At 72.1% G+C, this 15562-nt stretch carries 17 protein-coding genes; 12 read left to right on the forward strand and 5 right to left on the reverse strand.

The window, feature by feature from the left end; translation table 11 throughout:
- Nucleotides 1–179: 179 nt before the first annotated feature.
- Nucleotides 180–1844 carry a urocanate hydratase gene (gene hutU, locus AB5J49_RS19315; protein ID WP_369169867.1) on the reverse strand — a complete coding sequence of 555 codons (1665 nt, stop codon included), beginning with the start codon at nucleotides 1842–1844 and terminating at the stop codon, nucleotides 180–182.
- 128 nt (nucleotides 1845–1972) lie between these two features.
- Between hutU and AB5J49_RS19320 the strand changes: the two genes are divergently transcribed.
- The 5 genes from AB5J49_RS19320 (at nucleotide 1973) to AB5J49_RS19340 (ending at nucleotide 5848) form a co-directional block, all read left to right on the forward strand.
- Nucleotides 1973–3433 (forward strand): diaminopimelate decarboxylase, encoded by a 1461-nt coding sequence (locus tag AB5J49_RS19320; protein WP_369169868.1) that lies wholly within the window; start codon nucleotides 1973–1975, stop codon nucleotides 3431–3433.
- Nucleotides 3434–3614: 181 nt separating this feature from the next.
- A complete protein-coding gene (locus tag AB5J49_RS19325; protein ID WP_369169869.1) occupies nucleotides 3615–4007 on the forward strand; it encodes a hypothetical protein in 393 nt (130 codons plus the stop codon).
- Nucleotides 4004–4801 (forward strand): transcriptional regulator, encoded by a 798-nt coding sequence (locus tag AB5J49_RS19330; RefSeq protein ID WP_369169870.1) that lies wholly within the window; start codon nucleotides 4004–4006, stop codon nucleotides 4799–4801. Before AB5J49_RS19325 ends, AB5J49_RS19330 begins: the two co-directional genes overlap by 4 nt.
- 133 nt (nucleotides 4802–4934) lie before the next feature.
- Nucleotides 4935–5459 (forward strand): roadblock/LC7 domain-containing protein, encoded by a 525-nt coding sequence (locus tag AB5J49_RS19335; RefSeq protein WP_369175195.1) that lies wholly within the window; start codon nucleotides 4935–4937, stop codon nucleotides 5457–5459.
- A 14-nt stretch (nucleotides 5460–5473) separates the two neighbouring features.
- The gene (locus tag AB5J49_RS19340; protein ID WP_128431362.1) at nucleotides 5474–5848 is read left to right on the forward strand and encodes a hypothetical protein; all 375 of its coding nucleotides are present in this window, start codon (nucleotides 5474–5476) and stop codon (nucleotides 5846–5848) included.
- Nucleotides 5849–5872: 24 nt separating this feature from the next.
- Here AB5J49_RS19340 and AB5J49_RS19345 read toward each other — a convergent pair whose 3' ends face one another.
- The 3 genes from AB5J49_RS19345 to AB5J49_RS19355 form a co-directional block, all read right to left on the reverse strand.
- Entirely contained in the window at nucleotides 5873–6460 is a 588-nt protein-coding gene (locus AB5J49_RS19345; RefSeq protein WP_369169871.1) for a hypothetical protein, read from the reverse strand.
- Between the two features lie 117 nt (nucleotides 6461–6577).
- Nucleotides 6578–7438, reverse strand: coding sequence for a MurR/RpiR family transcriptional regulator (locus AB5J49_RS19350; RefSeq protein WP_369169872.1), 861 nt, complete (start codon nucleotides 7436–7438; stop codon nucleotides 6578–6580).
- On the reverse strand, nucleotides 7435–8952 hold the full coding sequence (locus tag AB5J49_RS19355) for an aromatic amino acid ammonia-lyase (protein WP_369169873.1): 1518 nt from the start codon (nucleotides 8950–8952) through the stop codon (nucleotides 7435–7437). Before AB5J49_RS19355 ends, AB5J49_RS19350 begins: the two co-directional genes overlap by 4 nt.
- Before the next feature lie 117 nt (nucleotides 8953–9069).
- Here AB5J49_RS19355 and AB5J49_RS19360 point away from each other — a divergent pair, with 117 nt between their 5' ends.
- From AB5J49_RS19360 to AB5J49_RS19385, 6 genes are all read left to right on the forward strand, one after another.
- Complete coding sequence (locus AB5J49_RS19360; RefSeq protein ID WP_369169874.1) at nucleotides 9070–9681, forward strand: DUF402 domain-containing protein; 612 nt, start codon at nucleotides 9070–9072, stop codon at nucleotides 9679–9681.
- 207 nt (nucleotides 9682–9888) lie between these two features.
- Complete coding sequence (locus AB5J49_RS19365) at nucleotides 9889–10932, forward strand: ABC transporter ATP-binding protein (RefSeq protein WP_369169875.1); 1044 nt, start codon at nucleotides 9889–9891, stop codon at nucleotides 10930–10932.
- Nucleotides 10929–11570, forward strand: a complete 642-nt coding sequence (locus AB5J49_RS19370) for an ABC transporter permease (RefSeq protein WP_369169876.1) — start codon at nucleotides 10929–10931, stop codon at nucleotides 11568–11570. Before AB5J49_RS19365 ends, AB5J49_RS19370 begins: the two co-directional genes overlap by 4 nt.
- A gap of 1 nt (nucleotide 11571) precedes the next feature.
- The gene (locus AB5J49_RS19375; RefSeq protein WP_369169877.1) at nucleotides 11572–12234 is read left to right on the forward strand and encodes an ABC transporter permease; all 663 of its coding nucleotides are present in this window, start codon (nucleotides 11572–11574) and stop codon (nucleotides 12232–12234) included.
- 10 nt (nucleotides 12235–12244) lie between these two features.
- Nucleotides 12245–13177 carry an ABC transporter substrate-binding protein gene (locus tag AB5J49_RS19380; protein ID WP_369169878.1) on the forward strand — a complete coding sequence of 311 codons (933 nt, stop codon included), beginning with the start codon at nucleotides 12245–12247 and terminating at the stop codon, nucleotides 13175–13177.
- A gap of 90 nt (nucleotides 13178–13267) precedes the next feature.
- Nucleotides 13268–13699, forward strand: a complete 432-nt coding sequence (locus tag AB5J49_RS19385) for a hypothetical protein (RefSeq protein ID WP_369175196.1) — start codon at nucleotides 13268–13270, stop codon at nucleotides 13697–13699.
- A 22-nt stretch (nucleotides 13700–13721) separates the two neighbouring features.
- Here the strand turns inward: AB5J49_RS19385 and AB5J49_RS19390 are convergent, their stop codons facing one another.
- Nucleotides 13722–14486: an SDR family oxidoreductase gene (locus AB5J49_RS19390; RefSeq protein ID WP_369169879.1), complete on the reverse strand. Its 765-nt coding sequence runs from the start codon at nucleotides 14484–14486 to the stop codon at nucleotides 13722–13724.
- A gap of 151 nt (nucleotides 14487–14637) precedes the next feature.
- Between AB5J49_RS19390 and AB5J49_RS19395 the strand changes: the two genes are divergently transcribed.
- The gene (locus AB5J49_RS19395; protein ID WP_369169880.1) at nucleotides 14638–15468 is read left to right on the forward strand and encodes a helix-turn-helix transcriptional regulator; all 831 of its coding nucleotides are present in this window, start codon (nucleotides 14638–14640) and stop codon (nucleotides 15466–15468) included.
- The last annotated feature ends 94 nt before the right edge of the window (nucleotides 15469–15562 follow it).

The raw sequence follows: 15562 nt of genomic DNA on the forward strand, positions 1-15562 counted from the left end.
TGCATCGCCCGCCCCCTCGACAGGCCGGCCTGCATCGCCCCCGTTCCGCAGGGCGACGGGACTCCCCCCGCTCGAACGAAGTGGCGAGTGGGGGAGGGTGGGCACAGCCGAAGCAGCAGACGGCGACGAGACCTCAGCCCCCGCCGGACTGTTGCCGCTCGGCTCACCTGAACGCTGGGTCACGCCTCGTCACCCTCGCGCATCGGGACGCGAACGCCCCGCTCGTCGGCGACGGTCTCCGCGATGTCGTAGCCCGCGTCCACGTGCCGGATGACGCCCATCCCGGGGTCGTTCGTCAGCACCCGGCGGATCTTCTCCCCGCCGAGCTTCGTGCCGTCGGCCACCGTCACCTGCCCGGCGTGGATCGACCGCCCCATGCCGACGCCACCACCGTGGTGGAGGGAGACCCAGGAGGCGCCCGAAGCCACGTTCACCATGGCGTTCAGCAGCGGCCAGTCGGCAATCGCGTCCGAGCCGTCGAGCATCGCCTCCGTCTCGCGGTACGGCGAGGCGACGGAACCGCAGTCCAGGTGGTCGCGCCCGATCGCCAGCGGCGCTGCCAGCTCACCGCTGGCCACCATGTCGTTGAACCGCTCGCCCGCCTTGTCCCGCTCCCCGTAGCCGAGCCAGCAGATGCGCGCGGGCAGCCCCTGGAAGTGCACCCGCTCCCCCGCCAGCTTGATCCAGCGGGCCAGGGACTCGTTCTCCGGGAACAGCTCCAGGATCGCCTTGTCGGTCTTGGCGATGTCGGCCGGGTCGCCGGAGAGGGCAGCCCAGCGGAAGGGGCCCTTTCCCTCGCAGAAGAGGGGGCGGATGTAGGCGGGGACGAAGCCGGGGAAGGCGAACGCCCGCTCGTAACCGGCGAGTTGGGCCTCACCCCGGATCGAGTTGCCGTAGTCGAAGACCTCGGCACCGGCGTCCATGAAGCCGACCATGGCCTCGACGTGCTTGGCCATCGACTCGCGGGCCTTGGTGGTGAAGCCCGCCGGGTCCTTGGCGGCGGCATCCGCCATGTCCTCGAAGCCGACGCCCACCGGCAGATACGCCAGCGGGTCGTGTGCCGAGGTCTGGTCGGTGACGATGTCGATGGGGGCGCCCATGGCGAGGAGCTGCGGGACCAGTTCGGCCGCGTTGCCGAGGACGCCGATGGAGAGGGGACGGCGGGCGTCACGGGCCTCCACGGCCAGCTGCAACGCGTGGTCGAGCGAGTCGGCCTTCACGTCCAGGTAGCGGTGCTCGATGCGCCGCTCGATGGCGCGCGGGTCGCAGTCGATACAGATCGCGACGCCGTCGTTCATGGTCACGGCGAGCGGCTGGGCGCCGCCCATGCCGCCGAGACCGGCGGTGAGGGTGATCGTCCCGGCGAGGGTGCCCTCGAACTTCTTCGCGGCGACGGCGGCGAAGGTCTCGTAGGTGCCCTGGAGGATGCCCTGGGTGCCGATGTAGATCCAGGAGCCGGCCGTCATCTGGCCGTACATGGTGAGGCCGAGGGCCTCCAGGCGGCGGAACTCCTCCCAGTTGGCCCAGTCGCCGACGAGGTTGGAGTTGGCGATGAGGACGCGCGGGGCCCACTCGTGGGTCTGCATGACGCCGACGGGGCGGCCGGACTGGACCAGCATGGTCTCGTCCTGCTTCAGCGTCCTCAGCGTGCGCACCATCGCGTCGAAGGAGCGCCAGTCGCGGGCGGCCTTGCCGGTGCCGCCGTAGACGACGAGCTTGTCGGGGTGCTCGGCGACCTCGGGGTCCAGGTTGTTCTGCAGCATCCGCAGAGCGGCCTCCTGCTGCCATCCCAGGGCACTCAGTTCCGTACCGCGCGGCGCTCGGACGGGGCGGGGTCCTGACATGGTCTGCCTCCCAGCGGACTGTGACTGCGAACTGTTGAGGTGGATATTCACATCCTGTCTTCCTGAATAGAGCTAGTCAATACGTTCGCGGGCCAGCGCTCGCGCGTCGCGGATGTTTGGCTGGATGCATGGGCTCGGACAACGACATGACGGGGGATGCTGTGGACAACGGAGTGGGCAGCGGCGCAGGCGATGGAGTAGGCAACGGCGTAGGCGACGGATTCGAGATACCGGCGTACGACGCCGGCCGGGTGGCCCGGCGGAACGAGGCGGTGCGGGCCGCCGTGGAGCAGGGGCTGCTGGGGCCCGGCTCACCCATCGTCGGCCTGCTCGACGCCACCGGTATCCGGGAGTCGGCGGCGGCACTGCGGGCGGCGTTCGACGCGGTCGTGGCGCCGGGCACGCCCGTGCTGCACGCCTTCGCGGTGAAGGCGACCCCGCTGGTGCCGGTGCTGCGGCTGCTGCGCGAGGAGGGCATCGGCGCGGAGGTGGCGAGCCCGGGCGAGCTGGCGTTGGCGCGGGCGGCGGGGCTGCGCCCGGAGGCGACGGTTCTGGACTCGCCCGCCAAGACGCCGGCCGAGCTGCGCGAGGCGCTGGCGCTGGGCATCGCCGTCAACGCGGACAACCCGCAGGAGCTGGACCGCCTCGACGGCCTCGTCCGGTCCGCCGCCAGTCGCTCCCCGCTCGGGCTCCGGGTGAACCCGCAGGTCGGCGGGGGTTCCATCGAGGCGACGTCCACGGCCACGGCGACCTCGAAGTTCGGAGTGGCGCTGCGCGACGAGGGGGCGCGGGAGTGGGTCGTACGGGCGTACCAGGACCGCCCGTGGCTGACCCGGCTGCACGCGCACACCGGCTCTCAGGGGATCCCGCTGGCACTGATGGCCCGGGGGGTCGCGGAGGCGTACGCGCTCGCCGAGGAGATCAACCGGCGGATCGGGCGGCGGCAGATCGACACGCTCGACATCGGCGGCGGGCTGCCGGTGAACTTCGCCTCGGACGCGACGGCCCCGACGTACGCGCAGTACGCGCGACTGCTGAGCGAGACGGTGCCGGGGCTGTTCGACGGGCGGTACGGGCTGGTCACGGAGTTCGGGCGCTCGCTCCTCGCCAAGCACGGGACGGTGGTGGCCCGGGTCGAGTACGCCAAGAGTGCGGGCGGCCGGCCGGTGGCGGTCACGCACGCGGGCGTGCAGGTCGCCACGCGCACGGTGTACGCGCCGGCGAGCTGGCCGCTGAGGATCACCGCGTACGACAGCAAGGGGCGCCCGAAGGACGGTCCGGCCGTGGTGCAGGACGTGGCCGGTCCGGCTTGTTTCTCGGGCGATCTGCTGGCCGAGGGGTGCGCGCTGCCGTTGCTGGAGCAAGGGGACTACGCGGCGGCGGTGGACACGGGGGCGTACTACTTCGCGCACCACTACGCGTACAACTCCCTGGCCCGGCCCGGCGTTTACGGCTTCGCTCCGGACGAGGCCGGGGCCATCGCCTTCGCGACGGTGCGCGAGCCGCAGTCGCTCGACGAGATCGTGGCCGAATCCGGAGGGGCGTACGCGGCGTCGCTCACCACCCTGCCCCCGCGGAAGCGCCGTTGATGCACGCCGACGAGGAGCGGTACGCCATGGGTGATCAACTGGATTGAAAACAAGGTCAGTTGACCCACCTTAGTCACTCGGCGCATGTTCCACTGGAAAATGCCAGAACACTCACTCGCCGCACACACGTTGCGTAGTTTGGCCGTCACTCAGCCGAACCCCAGGCGGGAGGGGAGCGACGGTGCCCGGAATCGACGAGTGCTTGCTGGAGACGATGCGGCTGCCCGGTGCACGGGGCGCCGCGCTGGTCGACTGGACCAGCGGACTGGCCCTGGGCACCGTGGGCGATCCGCCGGGCGGTGACCACGAGACGGCGGCCGCCGAGGCGGCGGAGCTGGCGCGGCTGGCCGCCGAGCAGCACGCGTTCGGGCCCGGTGCCGACGCGGACGCCGCGGATCCGCCCGTCGAGGACGTGATCCTCAGCAACCGGGACAGCTACCACGTGCTGCGGTTCGTGCCGACGACCTTCGAAAGCAGCGTGTTCCTGTACCTGTGGCTGTCCCGCGCGGACGGCAATCTCGCGCTGGCCCGTATCCGGCTGGGCGAGATGGCCGAACGGCTGGTGCTGGGATGACCATGGTCGGAACCACCCCGCCACCGCGTCTGCCGGTCCGGGACCGGGCGACGGCACACCAGCGGGCCGGGGCCGGCGTCTCGCCGATGCTGACCCGGCTCGCGGAGGAGCGGGCCACCGGCGTCCTGGACCGCGAGCACGGCACGCTCCATCTCGCCGAGGGCCGGGTGGTGCATGCCGAGAGCCCTCTCGCCCCCGGCCTCGCCGGGCTCCTCACGGCCCACGGCACCCTGGGCCGTGAGGCCTGGCGGGACGCCGAGGACAGCGGCGACGGGGGGCGGCTGCTGCGGCACGGTGTCACGCCGGGCGCGCTGGAGCTGGCGCAGGTGAGCGCGCTGTACGACGCCGCGTACTTCGCCCTCGCCCCCAGCAGTACGCCCGGCCGCTTCCGCTACGGCACCGCGCACTGGCTCGCCGCCGTGCACCCCGTGCCGGTCGCCGCGCTGGAGCGCGAGATGCTGCGCCGCCGCGCCCTGCTGCGCCGCATCTGGCCCGACCCGGCGACGGACGCGGCCCCCCTGATCCGGGCCGACCCGGTCGCGGCCCCCGCGGTCCCGCCCCGGCAGGCCGCCGTACTCGCCCGGGTGGACGGCGTCAGGCGGGCCGCCGACATCGCGCGGGAGCTGGGCAGACCGGCGTTCCACACGCTGGTGCACCTGCGGCGGCTGGCCGCGGCGGGGCTGGTGTCCCCGCAGCCGCCACCACCCGCCGCCCCGGGCCCCCCGCCCGACGCCGCCGCCGATCCCTACGTCGCGCTGCTGAAGAGGGTCAGGGATGCGCTGGAGGCCCTTTGACCGCAACCCCTTCGAGGGCCGCAACCCCTTCGAAGCCCTCAGACCCAGCGAGAACCGCGGCCCCGTCGAAGACAGCGAGCCGGCCGGACTGCGGCGCCCGCCGCAGCGGTCCCGCGCCGAGAGGAGAAACCTGATGGCGGCCGAGGCCCCGATACTCGACGAGTTCCGCCGGCTCAGAGCCCGCGTGCCCCAGCTGACCGGAGCACTCGCGGCCGGCGTGGACGGCCTCGTCCTCGCCCACGACACGCCAGGCGTCGAACCGGACGGCCTCGCCGCGCTGACCGCCGCCGCACTCGGCGTCGCGGTGCGGGTGGCGGACGCGACCGGACGGGGCGACTTCCGCGAGCTGCTCGTGCGCGGGACGGACGGCTATGTGGCGACGTACGCGGCGGGACGCACCGCGGTGCTGACGCTGCTCGCCGCGGACGGCGTCAACGTCGGCCGTCTGCATCTGGAGGGCCGCCGCGCCGGTGCCCGCATCGGGGAGCTCGTCGACGCGGAGGCGGCGCCTCTCAGGAGGAGCCCTGCCAAGGGCTCCGCAAAGGAACCGAAGGAACCCACGGAACCCACGGAGCCCGCCAAACCCATGCCCACCCGCACAAGAAACACGCGCGCCGCACGCACCACCGCCAACGCGCGTACCACTACGGATAGTTGAGAGGAACTCACATCATGGCCAACACCGAGACCACCCTGAAGGAATGCCTCGCCTCGATCGAGGGGGCGACCGGGGCCGCGCTCGTCGACTACACCAGCGGAATGGCGCTCGGCACCCTGGGCGGCAGCAAGACCTTCGACCTCAATGTCGCCGCGGCGGGCAACACCGACGTCGTCCGCGCCAAGATGCGCACGATGGAGCACCTCGGCCTCAAGGGCGGCATCGAGGACATCCTGATCACCCTCTCCGACCAGTACCACCTGATCCGGCTGATCACCGGGCGCGGCGGCAACGGCCTCTTCCTGTATCTGGTTCTCGACGCCAAGCGGGCCAACCTGGCCATGGCCAGGCACCAGTTGAAGAAGATCGAGGAAGACCTGGAGGTCTGACCCGCACCGGCCAAAAGGGCTGACCTACACCAGCGCCGCGGTGCGGCGGCGGGCCCCGCCCGGGGCCGCGTCGCCCGCCGCGACGCCCGTACTGCGAAAGGCCTTGACCGCCTTGCCCGCCGGGCGGCCGCCGCGCCCGTCGAGCCAGTCCACCCGTACCCACAGCAGGGCGTTCTCGGCCCGCTCCCGCCGTCCGAGCCACGCGGCCTTGAGCCGGAGCCCCGCCCCGCACCCCGCCAGCAGCATCCCGCCCGCCGCCGGCACGGCGAACGCGCTGCCCAGCGCGGCGACGAAGGCGAGCGCCAGCCACCAGCGGTGACCCCGGCGCCAGTTGCGGACGGAGACCGCACGGTCCTGGAGCACGTCGTGCTTGCCGGCGCGGGCGGCCGAACGGCTCAGGGCGGTGTAGCGCCTGCGGCGGGCGTACGCGACCACGGCCGTCGCGATGATGAAGAGCGCCGCCCCGGCCAGGACCCCGATCCGGCGTCCCGTCAGCCCCGGCACCAGCACCCCGATGCCCGCCGCGAACACCCCGAGCCACCACAGCGGCGCGGCCCCGGCCCGTACGACGACCGCCACCCGAGCCAGCCCGTGCCCTCCTGCGCGTGCCACGTCCCGCCTCCCGTCTCACGTCTGTCCAGATGCTGTGCGCGCACGCTAGCCAGCGAACGTGAGACGAACCTTAAGAACTCACCCGGGCCCGTGGGAACTCACCCGGTCCTCAGGAACTCACTCGACGAACAGCCCCCGCGCCATCGCCCGCGCGTCGAACTCCTCCAGCCGCGCCTGCGCGTCCGGCAGGTCGTCGCACATCGCCTCCAGCAGGACCCGGCCCAGCAGCATCGGCGCGCAGGCCGTGTCGAAGGCGAGGCCCGTGCCGACGGCGGCGGGCAGCAGCAGGTCGGAGACCTTGGCGACCGGCGCGAAGGCGGAGTCGGCCACCGTCACCACCGTCAGCCCGGCCTCCTTGGCGTACGCCAGGGTGTCCACGACCTCGCGCGGATGCCGGGGCAGCGCGAAGCAGAGCAGCGCCGTCGCCCCGGCCCGTACGGCGGCGTCGATACGGTCGTGGATCATCGTGCCGCCCTCGTGCAGCAGCCGTACGTCCGGGTGCACCTTGGCGGCGAAGTAGGAGAAGCCGTACGCCTGGGAGGCCGCGGCCCGCAGGCCGAGCACGGGAAGCGGACGCGAGGCCGCGAGCAGCCGCCCCGCCTTCTGCACCGGGCGCGGATCGGCCAGCACCTCCGCCAGGTGCCTGAGGTTCTCGATCTCGGCCTCGACGGCCTGCTGGTACTCGTTGTACGAGCCCGCGTCCGGGGCCTGTTCCACGGGCGCGACCTCGCGCAGGTGCTTGCGCAGCGCCGGGTAGCCGTCGAAGCCGAGGGCGACGGCGAAGCGGGTCACGGACGGCTGGCTGACCCCGGCCAGTTCGGCCAGTTCCACGCTGGACAGGAACGGCACGTCGGCGGCCCGCCGCACCATGCAGTGCGCGATGCGGCGCTGCGTCGGCGTCAGCCGGTGCCCCTCGAAGAGCGCTTGAAGTCGCGCGGCGGGACTGTCCGTCCCACCCGTGTTCCTGTCCGCGCTCATGCCGCGCTCCCCCTCCAGATGTCCGTGAACCGGTCCAGCAGTGCCGCCGCCGCCGTCACATCATCGGTGAGCGGGCGGTCGGCCAGGTCGTCGTCGAGCACCGACTCGGCCAGCTCCAGTGCCCGGCCCACCGGAAGGTCCGGGTCGGGCCTGAGGCCGCGCAGCCGCAGCGCCCGTACGGCGGCGACGAGTTCACAGCCGACGACCAGACGGTACGCGCCGCACGCCCGCAGTGTCTGCCGTGCGGCGAGCGAGGCGAAGCTGGCCTGCTCCTCCACGCCCCGGGAGAGTACAGCGTGGCCGAGCGAGGCGGGGGCGGAGAAGGCGCGCAGGTCGCCGAGGGCGGCCGCGGCGGCGTACTCCAGGATCATCACGCCGGACGAGGCGGGCTCGTGGTCGGCGAGGAAGGGCTTCAGGCGGGTGTAGGCGGGCTCGTTCAGGGTGGACAGGCGGGATGTCGAGAGCCGGGCCACCTGGGTCAGCGCCAGCCGGAAGTGGTCCAGGGCGAGGGCGAGTTGGGCCTGGTAGAAGCCGCCGTGGTGGTAGGCGGCCATGTCCCCGGGGGAGATGAGGGGGTTCTCGGCGGCCGCGTTGATCTCCACCGCGAGCACCTCGTCCAGGGCGTCGGCCGCGTCGTGCGCGGGGCCGTGGACCTGGGGCAGGCAGCGGAAGCCGTACGGGTCCTGGATCCGGCCGAGCGGAGGGGTCGGCCGGTCCTCGGCGCCGATCAGCTCCCGCATCCGGCGGGCGACTTCGGCGCTGCCCCGGTGCGGGCGGGCGGCGTGCACGGGGGCGGCGTACGCCTCGTGGGAGCCGTCGACGGCGAGCAGCGACAGGGCGCCGACGACCTGGGTGGCGGCGACGAGGCCGCGCAGTTCGTGCAGGGCCAGGGCCGCCTGGCCGAGGGTGAGGGCGTTGCTGCTGATGAACGCGAGGGCGTCGTTGTTGTCGAGCGGCTGCGGCTCGGGGGCGCCGGACCCCCGCCACGGGTGCTCGCCCGCGAGCGCGAGGCCGGCCTGCGCGAGCGCCGCGAGGTCTCCGGTGCCGACCGAGCCGAACTCGTTCACGACCGGGTGGGCCCCGCTCTCCAGCGCCTCGCACAGGGCCGTGACGACGGTGGGGCGCAGGCCCGCGCCACCCGCGAGCAGTTGGTTGGCCCGTACGGCGAGCATGGCCCGCACCTGCCGGGCGGGCAGCTCCTCGCCGATGGCGCCCGCGTGGCTGCGCAGCAGGCGCAGGCCGTGTTCGGCGGCGGCGTCGGTGGGCACGTCCTCGTTCCGGTTGGCGCCCACGCCGGTGGAGCGGCCGTAGACGCGTCCGGTCGCGGCGATGAGGCGGGCGGCGTCCCAGGACTCCTCGGCGCGCTTCATCGCGTCGGTCGCGGGAACCGGGCGCGCGGCCCCGTTGGCGAGACGTACGACGTCCTCGACGCCGAGCCCGATCCCGTCGAGGACGACCAGGCCGGTGTGCACGGTGTGCACGGCGCCGGGGGCGTCCACGATCCGAGACGACATAGAGCTCACACACCCCTCAATCCGGGCAGCTTCAACCGCCTATTCAGACACCCAGAACTCTGCATGACGTTATACAGCCAGGCAAGGGCATCTCATGATCCACTAGGGTCGGGCGTCATGACGTCACGGTTCCGCAGCGGCGAGGCCATCGTCCGGCGGGAGATCCTGGCCGGCCGCGAATGGCTGGTGTACCCGGTGCGGGTCGCGAGCGACGACGAGCGGGCGCTCGCCGTGTACCTGGCGCAGGGCACGCCGCTCACCTTCGGACGCGGCGACTTCCGATGGGGCCCGCACCCCTGGATCGAGTTCGAGCACACATGGCAGTCCAGCGGGGTCCTGCAGCTGCAGCGCCCGGGGGACGGCTACGCCGTGTGGGGCCGATGGGAGGGCGGCGCCCTGTCGGAGTGGTACGTCAACTTCCAGGCGCCCCTCGTCCGCACGGAGCGCGGGTTCGACACGCTGGACCACGAGCTGGACCTGATCATCCCCGGTGACGGCTCTCCGTACCGGTGGAAGGACGTCGAGCACTTCGAGGAGCAGGTGCGCACGGGCGGCTTCGACGCCGAGGAGGCGGACGCCGTCCGTGCGGCGGCGGCCTCCGTCGTGGATCTCATCGAGCGGGGCGCGTGCTGGTGGGAGCAGTGGCGCAACTGGCGGGCACCGGCCGAATGGACCGTTCCGGCCCCCGTGGCCCTCGATGACGACCACGCCTCGCCGGGCGCCCGCTGAGCACTGCCGGCGAACTCGTCCGGCACCAGTGACGCGGCGCCATGCGTCCACGATCCGAGACGAGATAAGCCCCGAAAGCCCACTAATCCGGACAGCCGATCCTGCCCCCCGGTCATCCGTTACCGCGGATTAACAGCAGAGTATTGACAATCTATTCAGACACCGAGAACTCTGCATGAGGTTATACAGCCGGGCAGAGGACACCTCATGATCCAGTTCGACGCGGTTCACAAGCGCTTCCCCAACGGCACGACAGCAGTCCACGACCTCTCCCTGGAGATGCCGGAGGGCGGCGTGACCGTCCTGGTCGGATCGTCCGGCTGCGGCAAGACGACCACCCTGCGGATGATCAACCGGATGGTCGAGCCGACCTCCGGCACCATCCGGGTCGGCGGCAAGGACGTCACCCGGCAGGACGCCGCCGAGCTGCGCCGCTCCATCGGCTACGTCATCCAGCAGGCGGGCCTGTTCCCGCACCGCACGGTGCTCGACAACATCGCCACCGTGCCGCTGCTGCTCGGCTCCAGCCGCCGCAAGGCCCGCGCCCGGGCGGCGGAACTGCTGGAGACCGTCGGCCTCGCGGCCGACGCCGGCAAGCGCTACCCGCACCAGCTCTCCGGCGGCCAGCAGCAGCGCGTCGGCGTCGCCCGTGCGCTGGCCGCCGATCCGCCCGTACTGCTGATGGACGAGCCGTTCGGCGCGGTCGACCCCGTCGTGCGCACCCAGCTCCAGGACGAACTGCTGCGCCTGCAGAAGGAGTTGAGCAAGACCATCGTCTTCGTCACGCACGACGTCGACGAGGCCGTACGGCTGGGCGACCAGATCGCGATCTTCCGCACCGGCGGCCACCTGGTCCAGTGCGCCCCGCCCACCGAACTGCTCGCCCGCCCGGCCGACGACTTCGTGGCCGACTTCCTCGGCGCCGAGCGCGGCCTGAAGCTGCTGTCCCTGCGCACGCTCGCAGACCTCCCGCAGGGCCCGGCGCCGGAGGCCGGCGACTGGCGCCTCGTACTCGACGCGGCGAACAGGCCGCTGCACTGGGCGTCGACGGACACCAAGGACGCCGAACTCCCCGTACGACCACTCAAGGACACCGACTCGCTCCTGTCGGCCCTCGACGAGTCGATCGCCTCCCCCACCGGCCTGATCGCCCGCGTCGACGCGGACGGTGTCCTCACCGGCGTCTCGTCCCGCGACGACATCCACAAGCACGCCGGACAGGCCCACACCGAGGCGCGGGTGGCCGCATGACCATCGACTGGTCGTGGATAGGCGACCACACCGACGACCTCACCACCCTGGCGATCTCCCACCTCCAGGCCGCGCTCACCGCCGTGTTCCTGGGCGTCCTGATCTCCCTCCCCCTCGCGGTGATCGCCCACCGGATCCGCTCCCTGCGCGGCTTCCTGCTCGGCCTCTCGAACGTCCTGTTCACCATCCCCTCGATCGCGATCTTCGTCCTGCTGCTCCCGGTCTCCGGCCTCACCCGCACCACGACCGTCATCGGCCTGACGGTCTACACGCTGGTCGTCCTGCTGCGGAACACCGTGGAGGGCCTCGACTCGGTCCCCGTGAAGGTGAAGGAGGCCGCGAAGGCGATGGGCACGCGCCCCCTGCGCACGCTCCTGACGGTCGAGTTCCCGCTCGCGCTCCCCGTGATCATGGCGGGCGTCCGGATCGCGACGGTCATGTCCATCTCGCTGGTCTCGGTCGCGACCTACATCGGCGACGGCGGCCTCGGCCAGCTCTTCACCGACGGCTTCCAGCGCAACTTCCCGACCCCGGTGATCGTCGGAGTGGTCCTCACCCTCCTGCTCGCGGTGGTCGCGGACGCGGCTCTGGTCGCCCTGCAGTACGTCCTGACCCCCTGGCGGAGGCGGCGAGCCTGACATGTACGAACTCTTCAGCAATCTCGGCGCCTGGCTGGTCAGCGGCGAGCAGTGGTCCGGCCCGGACGGCATCGGCCACCGCCTGGCCGAACACCTCCAGTACTCCCTCCTCGCCACGCTCATCGCGGCGGCGATCGGCCTCCCCCTCGGCCTGCTGATCGGCCACACGGGCAAGGGCGCCTTCCTCGCGATCAACCTCGCGTCCTTCGGCCGCGCCCTGCCGACCGTAGGCCTGGTCGTCCTGGTCTTCCTGGCCGGCGGACTGTCCATGCTCCCGGTCTACGTCGCCCTGGTCGCCCTCGCGGTCCCGGCGATCGTCACCAACACCTACGCCGGGATGACGGCCGTCGACCCGGAGGTGAAGGACGCGGCGCGCGGACAGGGCATGCGCGGGTACCAGGTCCTGGTCCAGGTGGAACTCCCTCTCGCCCTCCCCCTGGTCATGACGGGCCTGCGCCTGGCACTGATCCAGGTCGTGGCCACCGCCACCATCGCCGCCTACGTCTCCTTCGGCGGCCTGGGCCGCTACGTCTTCGACGGCCTCGCCCAGCGCGACCTCGTGCAGGTGCTCGGCGGCGCGGTGCTGGTCGCCGTGGTCGCCGTGGCCCTGGACCTGGCCCTGTCCGGCCTCCAGCGCTTCCTCTTCCGCCACCGCACTGCCTAGGGATCTTCCGATGAACCGACGCACTCTCCTCGGCGGCCTCTTCGCAGCGGCCTCCGTCCCCGCGCTCGCCGCCTGCTCCAGCGGCATCACGTCCCTGGACGGCCAGGGGGCCTCCTCCGGTGGCGGCGGCTCCAGCAAGGGCGGCATCACCATCGGCACCGCCAACTTCACCGAGAACCAGGTGCTCGGGTACCTGTACGCCGCCGTGCTGCAGGAGGCCGGCGTGAAGGTGAACGTCCGCCCCAACCTCGGCACCCGCGAGATCCTCATCCCCGCTCTCAGGGGCGGCGACATCGACCTGCTCCCCGAGTACCAGGGCGCCCTGTTGCACTACGTGGCTCCCAAGGCGAAGGCCACCGAGGAGGGCGAGATGCAGAACGCCCTCACCATCGCCCTCCCGAGCGGCCTCCAGGTACTGCCGTACGGCATGGCCGAGGACTCCGACGCCTTCGTCGTCACCCGGGAGACGGCCGCGAAGTACGGCCTGACCTCCCTCGCCGACCTGAAGAAGCAGAACGGCAAGCTGGTCATCGGCGCGGCACCCGAGGTGAAGAAGCGGGAGGTGGGGGCGGTCGGCCTGAAGGACGTGTACGGGGTGGAGTTCAAGGAGTTCAAGTCCCTCGACTCCTCCGGTCCGCTGGTCAAGGGCGCCCTGAAGAAAGGCGACGTGGACGTGGCCAACCTCTTCACCACGGACACCGACATCCAGGCCAACGACTGGGTGGTCCTGACCGACCCCAAGAACCTCATCCCCGGCCAGCACGTCGTCCCCCTCATCGCCGACCGCAAGGCCGACTCCACGGTCCGCAGGGCCCTCGCCCGCCTCGGCAACACCCTGACCACCGCCCAGCTCACCGAGCTGAACCGGCAGGTCGACAAGGACAAGAAGGACCCCGAGGACGTGGCGGACGCCTACGCGAAGGAGCACGGGCTGGTGAAGTGACGGCGCCCTGCCGTGCACCCCCGTCCCAACAGGGGGGCTAACCCCAGTGCGGGCCGCGTCCGCGCTGCCTACCGTGGGCGCATGACCGGAATGGACGCGCGGGACACCGAGCTCAAGAAGGAACTCAACGCCACCCTGCAGGCCCGCAGGGAACTGGGCGACGAATACGAGTCCGCGCTGGTCGACTCGTTCCTGGAGAAGGTCGACCAGCGCATCGACGGAGCTGTCGAGCGCCGGCTGCGGCGGCAGCTGGCCGAGCAGCAGATGGTGGCGGCCCGGGGCGCCCGCTCGCCGAAGGCCACGGACTCCTTCGGCGAGCGCTTCGGCTTCGGCATCGTCTCGCTGGTCCTGGCGGTCCCACTGTCCGCGATCGGCGCCGCCATCGCCCACCTCCCCGGCCTGCTGGTCAGCTGGATCGGCATCGTCGGCGTCAACGTCGTGCAGGCGGCCCGCACCAACCCCGGTCTGTTCCGGGGCCGGCGCCACAGGTCGGCCAAGGACGAGGACCGCTGGGAGGACTGAGCCTCCCGACCGGCCGGGGCGCTCACACCTGCCGGGTCGGCAGCACCACGACCTGGCGCAGGTTCATGTGCCGGGGGCGGCTGGTGACGTAGGCGACGAGATCGGCGATCTCCCCGGCCGCCAGCGCACCCATCGCCTCGACCATCCCGCCGACCTGCTCCCGCAGACCGTCGTTGTCGATGTGCGAGGCGAGCTCGCTCTGGGTCAACCCCGGCTCGATGTTGGTGACCCGCACGTCCCGCGGCCCGAACTCGCCTCGTAGCAGCGCCGAGAGATGGGTGACCGCGGCCTTCGTCGCCCCGTACACGGCGTAGTTGGTGAAGCCGGTGACATGCGCGCCGATGGACGAGACGTTCACCAGGTCCGCGCTGCGGCCCTCGGCGGCGGCGCCCGTCAGGTCGTCGGCGAGGGCACCGATGACGCGCAGGACACCCATGACATTGGTGTCGAGCATCCGCTGCCACTCGTCGACGCGTGCGTCCGCGATCGGGTTCGGCAGCATGACGCCGGCGTTGTTGACGATCAGATCGACGGTCCCGTAGGCCTCGTGGATCCGCTCCACCGCGGCCGCCACGGACGCGTCGTCGGTGACGTCCGCGGCCACGGCCAGCGCCTGTCCGCCCTCGGCCCGGATCTTCTCGGTGATCGACTCCAGCCGCTCACCGCGCCGCGCGAGCAGCGCGACCTTCGCCCCCTGCGCGGCCAGCAGTACGGCGACGGCCTCGCCGATCCCGCTGGCGGCCCCGGTGACGACGGCGGTGCGTCCGGCCAGGTTCTCGTACGACATGGAGGTGCTCCTCGGATGGGAAGTCGGCCGGGGCGTCTCCCCGGCCTCGTCCACCACCCTCGGCCGCCGGGGCCGCCGTACCCAGGGATGAGCTTTTCCTGGGTCTGCCAGTACCAGGTTCCGCGTCGACGGCTCCCCTACGATCGAACCCATGGACGGGGACCTCGGAGATTTCCTGCGCTCGCGCCGCGCCCGCATCCAGCCCGAGGAGGTGGGGCTGGCCTCCTACGGCCGGCGCCGGGTGCCCGGGTTGCGCCGTGAGGAGGTGGCGCAGCTGGCCGGGGTGAGCGTCGATTACTACATCCGGTTGGAGCAGGGCCGCGGGCCGAGCGTCTCGGACGCCGTGCTGGACTCGATCGCCCGGGTCCTGCGCCTGGACGAGACCGAGCACGCCTATCTGCACGCGGTGGCCCGTCCGTCGAAGAAGGGCGAGCGCCGCCGCAGCGCGCCACGTGTCCGCCCCGGCATCCAGCTGCTGCTGGACAGCATCGAGCGCACCCCGGCCTTCGTCCTCGGCCCCGCCATGGACGTACTGGCCTGGAACTCCCTCGCCGACGCCCTGAACGGCTTCAGCCGCATGGCCCCCGACCGGCGCAACGTCGTCCGCCAGCTCTTCCTCGAACCCGAAGGCCGCGATCTCTACCCCGACTGGGCCGCGGTCGCCGCCCAGACCGTCGCCAACCTGCGGCTGAGCGCAGGCGCCCACCCGGACGACCGCGGTGTGCGCGAACTCGTCGGCGAACTCTCCCTCAAGAGCGAGGATTTCCGCCGCCTGTGGGCCGACCACCAGGTCAGGGCGTGCATGTACGGGGTGAAGCGCGTCCGGCATCCGGTCGCGGGTCTGCTGACCCTGCCGTACGAGTCGCTGACGCTCCCGGAGACGCCGGAACAGACGCTCGTGGTCTATACGCCGGAGCCGGGTTCGGAGACGGCCGAGAGGCTGGCGCTGCTGGGAAGCTGGGCGTCGAGTCCCGGCCGCTGAAAGAGTGTGCGCGGGGACCGCCGCACCCCCGTTTCCGGGGGGCGGGACGACGGCGGTCCCCGCGAGGGACGCGGGCCGGGTCAGGCCGGGCTTA

It is taken from the genome of Streptomyces sp. R28, from assembly GCF_041052385.1.
In the GTDB taxonomy this organism is placed as follows: domain Bacteria; phylum Actinomycetota; class Actinomycetes; order Streptomycetales; family Streptomycetaceae; genus Streptomyces.

Excerpts from the sequence above, each read along its gene's own strand:
- hutU (WP_369169867.1), bottom strand. The coding sequence starts at position 1,844 with ATGTCAGGACCCCGCCCCGTCCGAGCGCCGCGCGGTACGGAACTGAGT.
- AB5J49_RS19320 (WP_369169868.1), top strand. The coding sequence starts at position 1,973 with ATGGGCTCGGACAACGACATGACGGGGGATGCTGTGGACAACGGAGTG.
- AB5J49_RS19330 (WP_369169870.1), top strand. The coding sequence starts at position 4,004 with ATGACCATGGTCGGAACCACCCCGCCACCGCGTCTGCCGGTCCGGGAC.
- AB5J49_RS19335 (WP_369175195.1), top strand. The coding sequence starts at position 4,935 with ATGGCGGCCGAGGCCCCGATACTCGACGAGTTCCGCCGGCTCAGAGCC.
- AB5J49_RS19340 (WP_128431362.1), top strand. The coding sequence starts at position 5,474 with ATGGCCAACACCGAGACCACCCTGAAGGAATGCCTCGCCTCGATCGAG.
- AB5J49_RS19350 (WP_369169872.1), bottom strand. The coding sequence starts at position 7,438 with ATGAGCGCGGACAGGAACACGGGTGGGACGGACAGTCCCGCCGCGCGA.
- AB5J49_RS19355 (WP_369169873.1), bottom strand. The coding sequence starts at position 8,952 with ATGTCGTCTCGGATCGTGGACGCCCCCGGCGCCGTGCACACCGTGCAC.
- AB5J49_RS19360 (WP_369169874.1), top strand. The coding sequence starts at position 9,070 with ATGACGTCACGGTTCCGCAGCGGCGAGGCCATCGTCCGGCGGGAGATC.
- AB5J49_RS19365 (WP_369169875.1), top strand. The coding sequence starts at position 9,889 with ATGATCCAGTTCGACGCGGTTCACAAGCGCTTCCCCAACGGCACGACA.
- AB5J49_RS19370 (WP_369169876.1), top strand. The coding sequence starts at position 10,929 with ATGACCATCGACTGGTCGTGGATAGGCGACCACACCGACGACCTCACC.
- AB5J49_RS19375 (WP_369169877.1), top strand. The coding sequence starts at position 11,572 with ATGTACGAACTCTTCAGCAATCTCGGCGCCTGGCTGGTCAGCGGCGAG.
- AB5J49_RS19380 (WP_369169878.1), top strand. The coding sequence starts at position 12,245 with ATGAACCGACGCACTCTCCTCGGCGGCCTCTTCGCAGCGGCCTCCGTC.
- AB5J49_RS19385 (WP_369175196.1), top strand. The coding sequence starts at position 13,268 with ATGGACGCGCGGGACACCGAGCTCAAGAAGGAACTCAACGCCACCCTG.
- AB5J49_RS19390 (WP_369169879.1), bottom strand. The coding sequence starts at position 14,486 with ATGTCGTACGAGAACCTGGCCGGACGCACCGCCGTCGTCACCGGGGCC.
- AB5J49_RS19395 (WP_369169880.1), top strand. The coding sequence starts at position 14,638 with ATGGACGGGGACCTCGGAGATTTCCTGCGCTCGCGCCGCGCCCGCATC.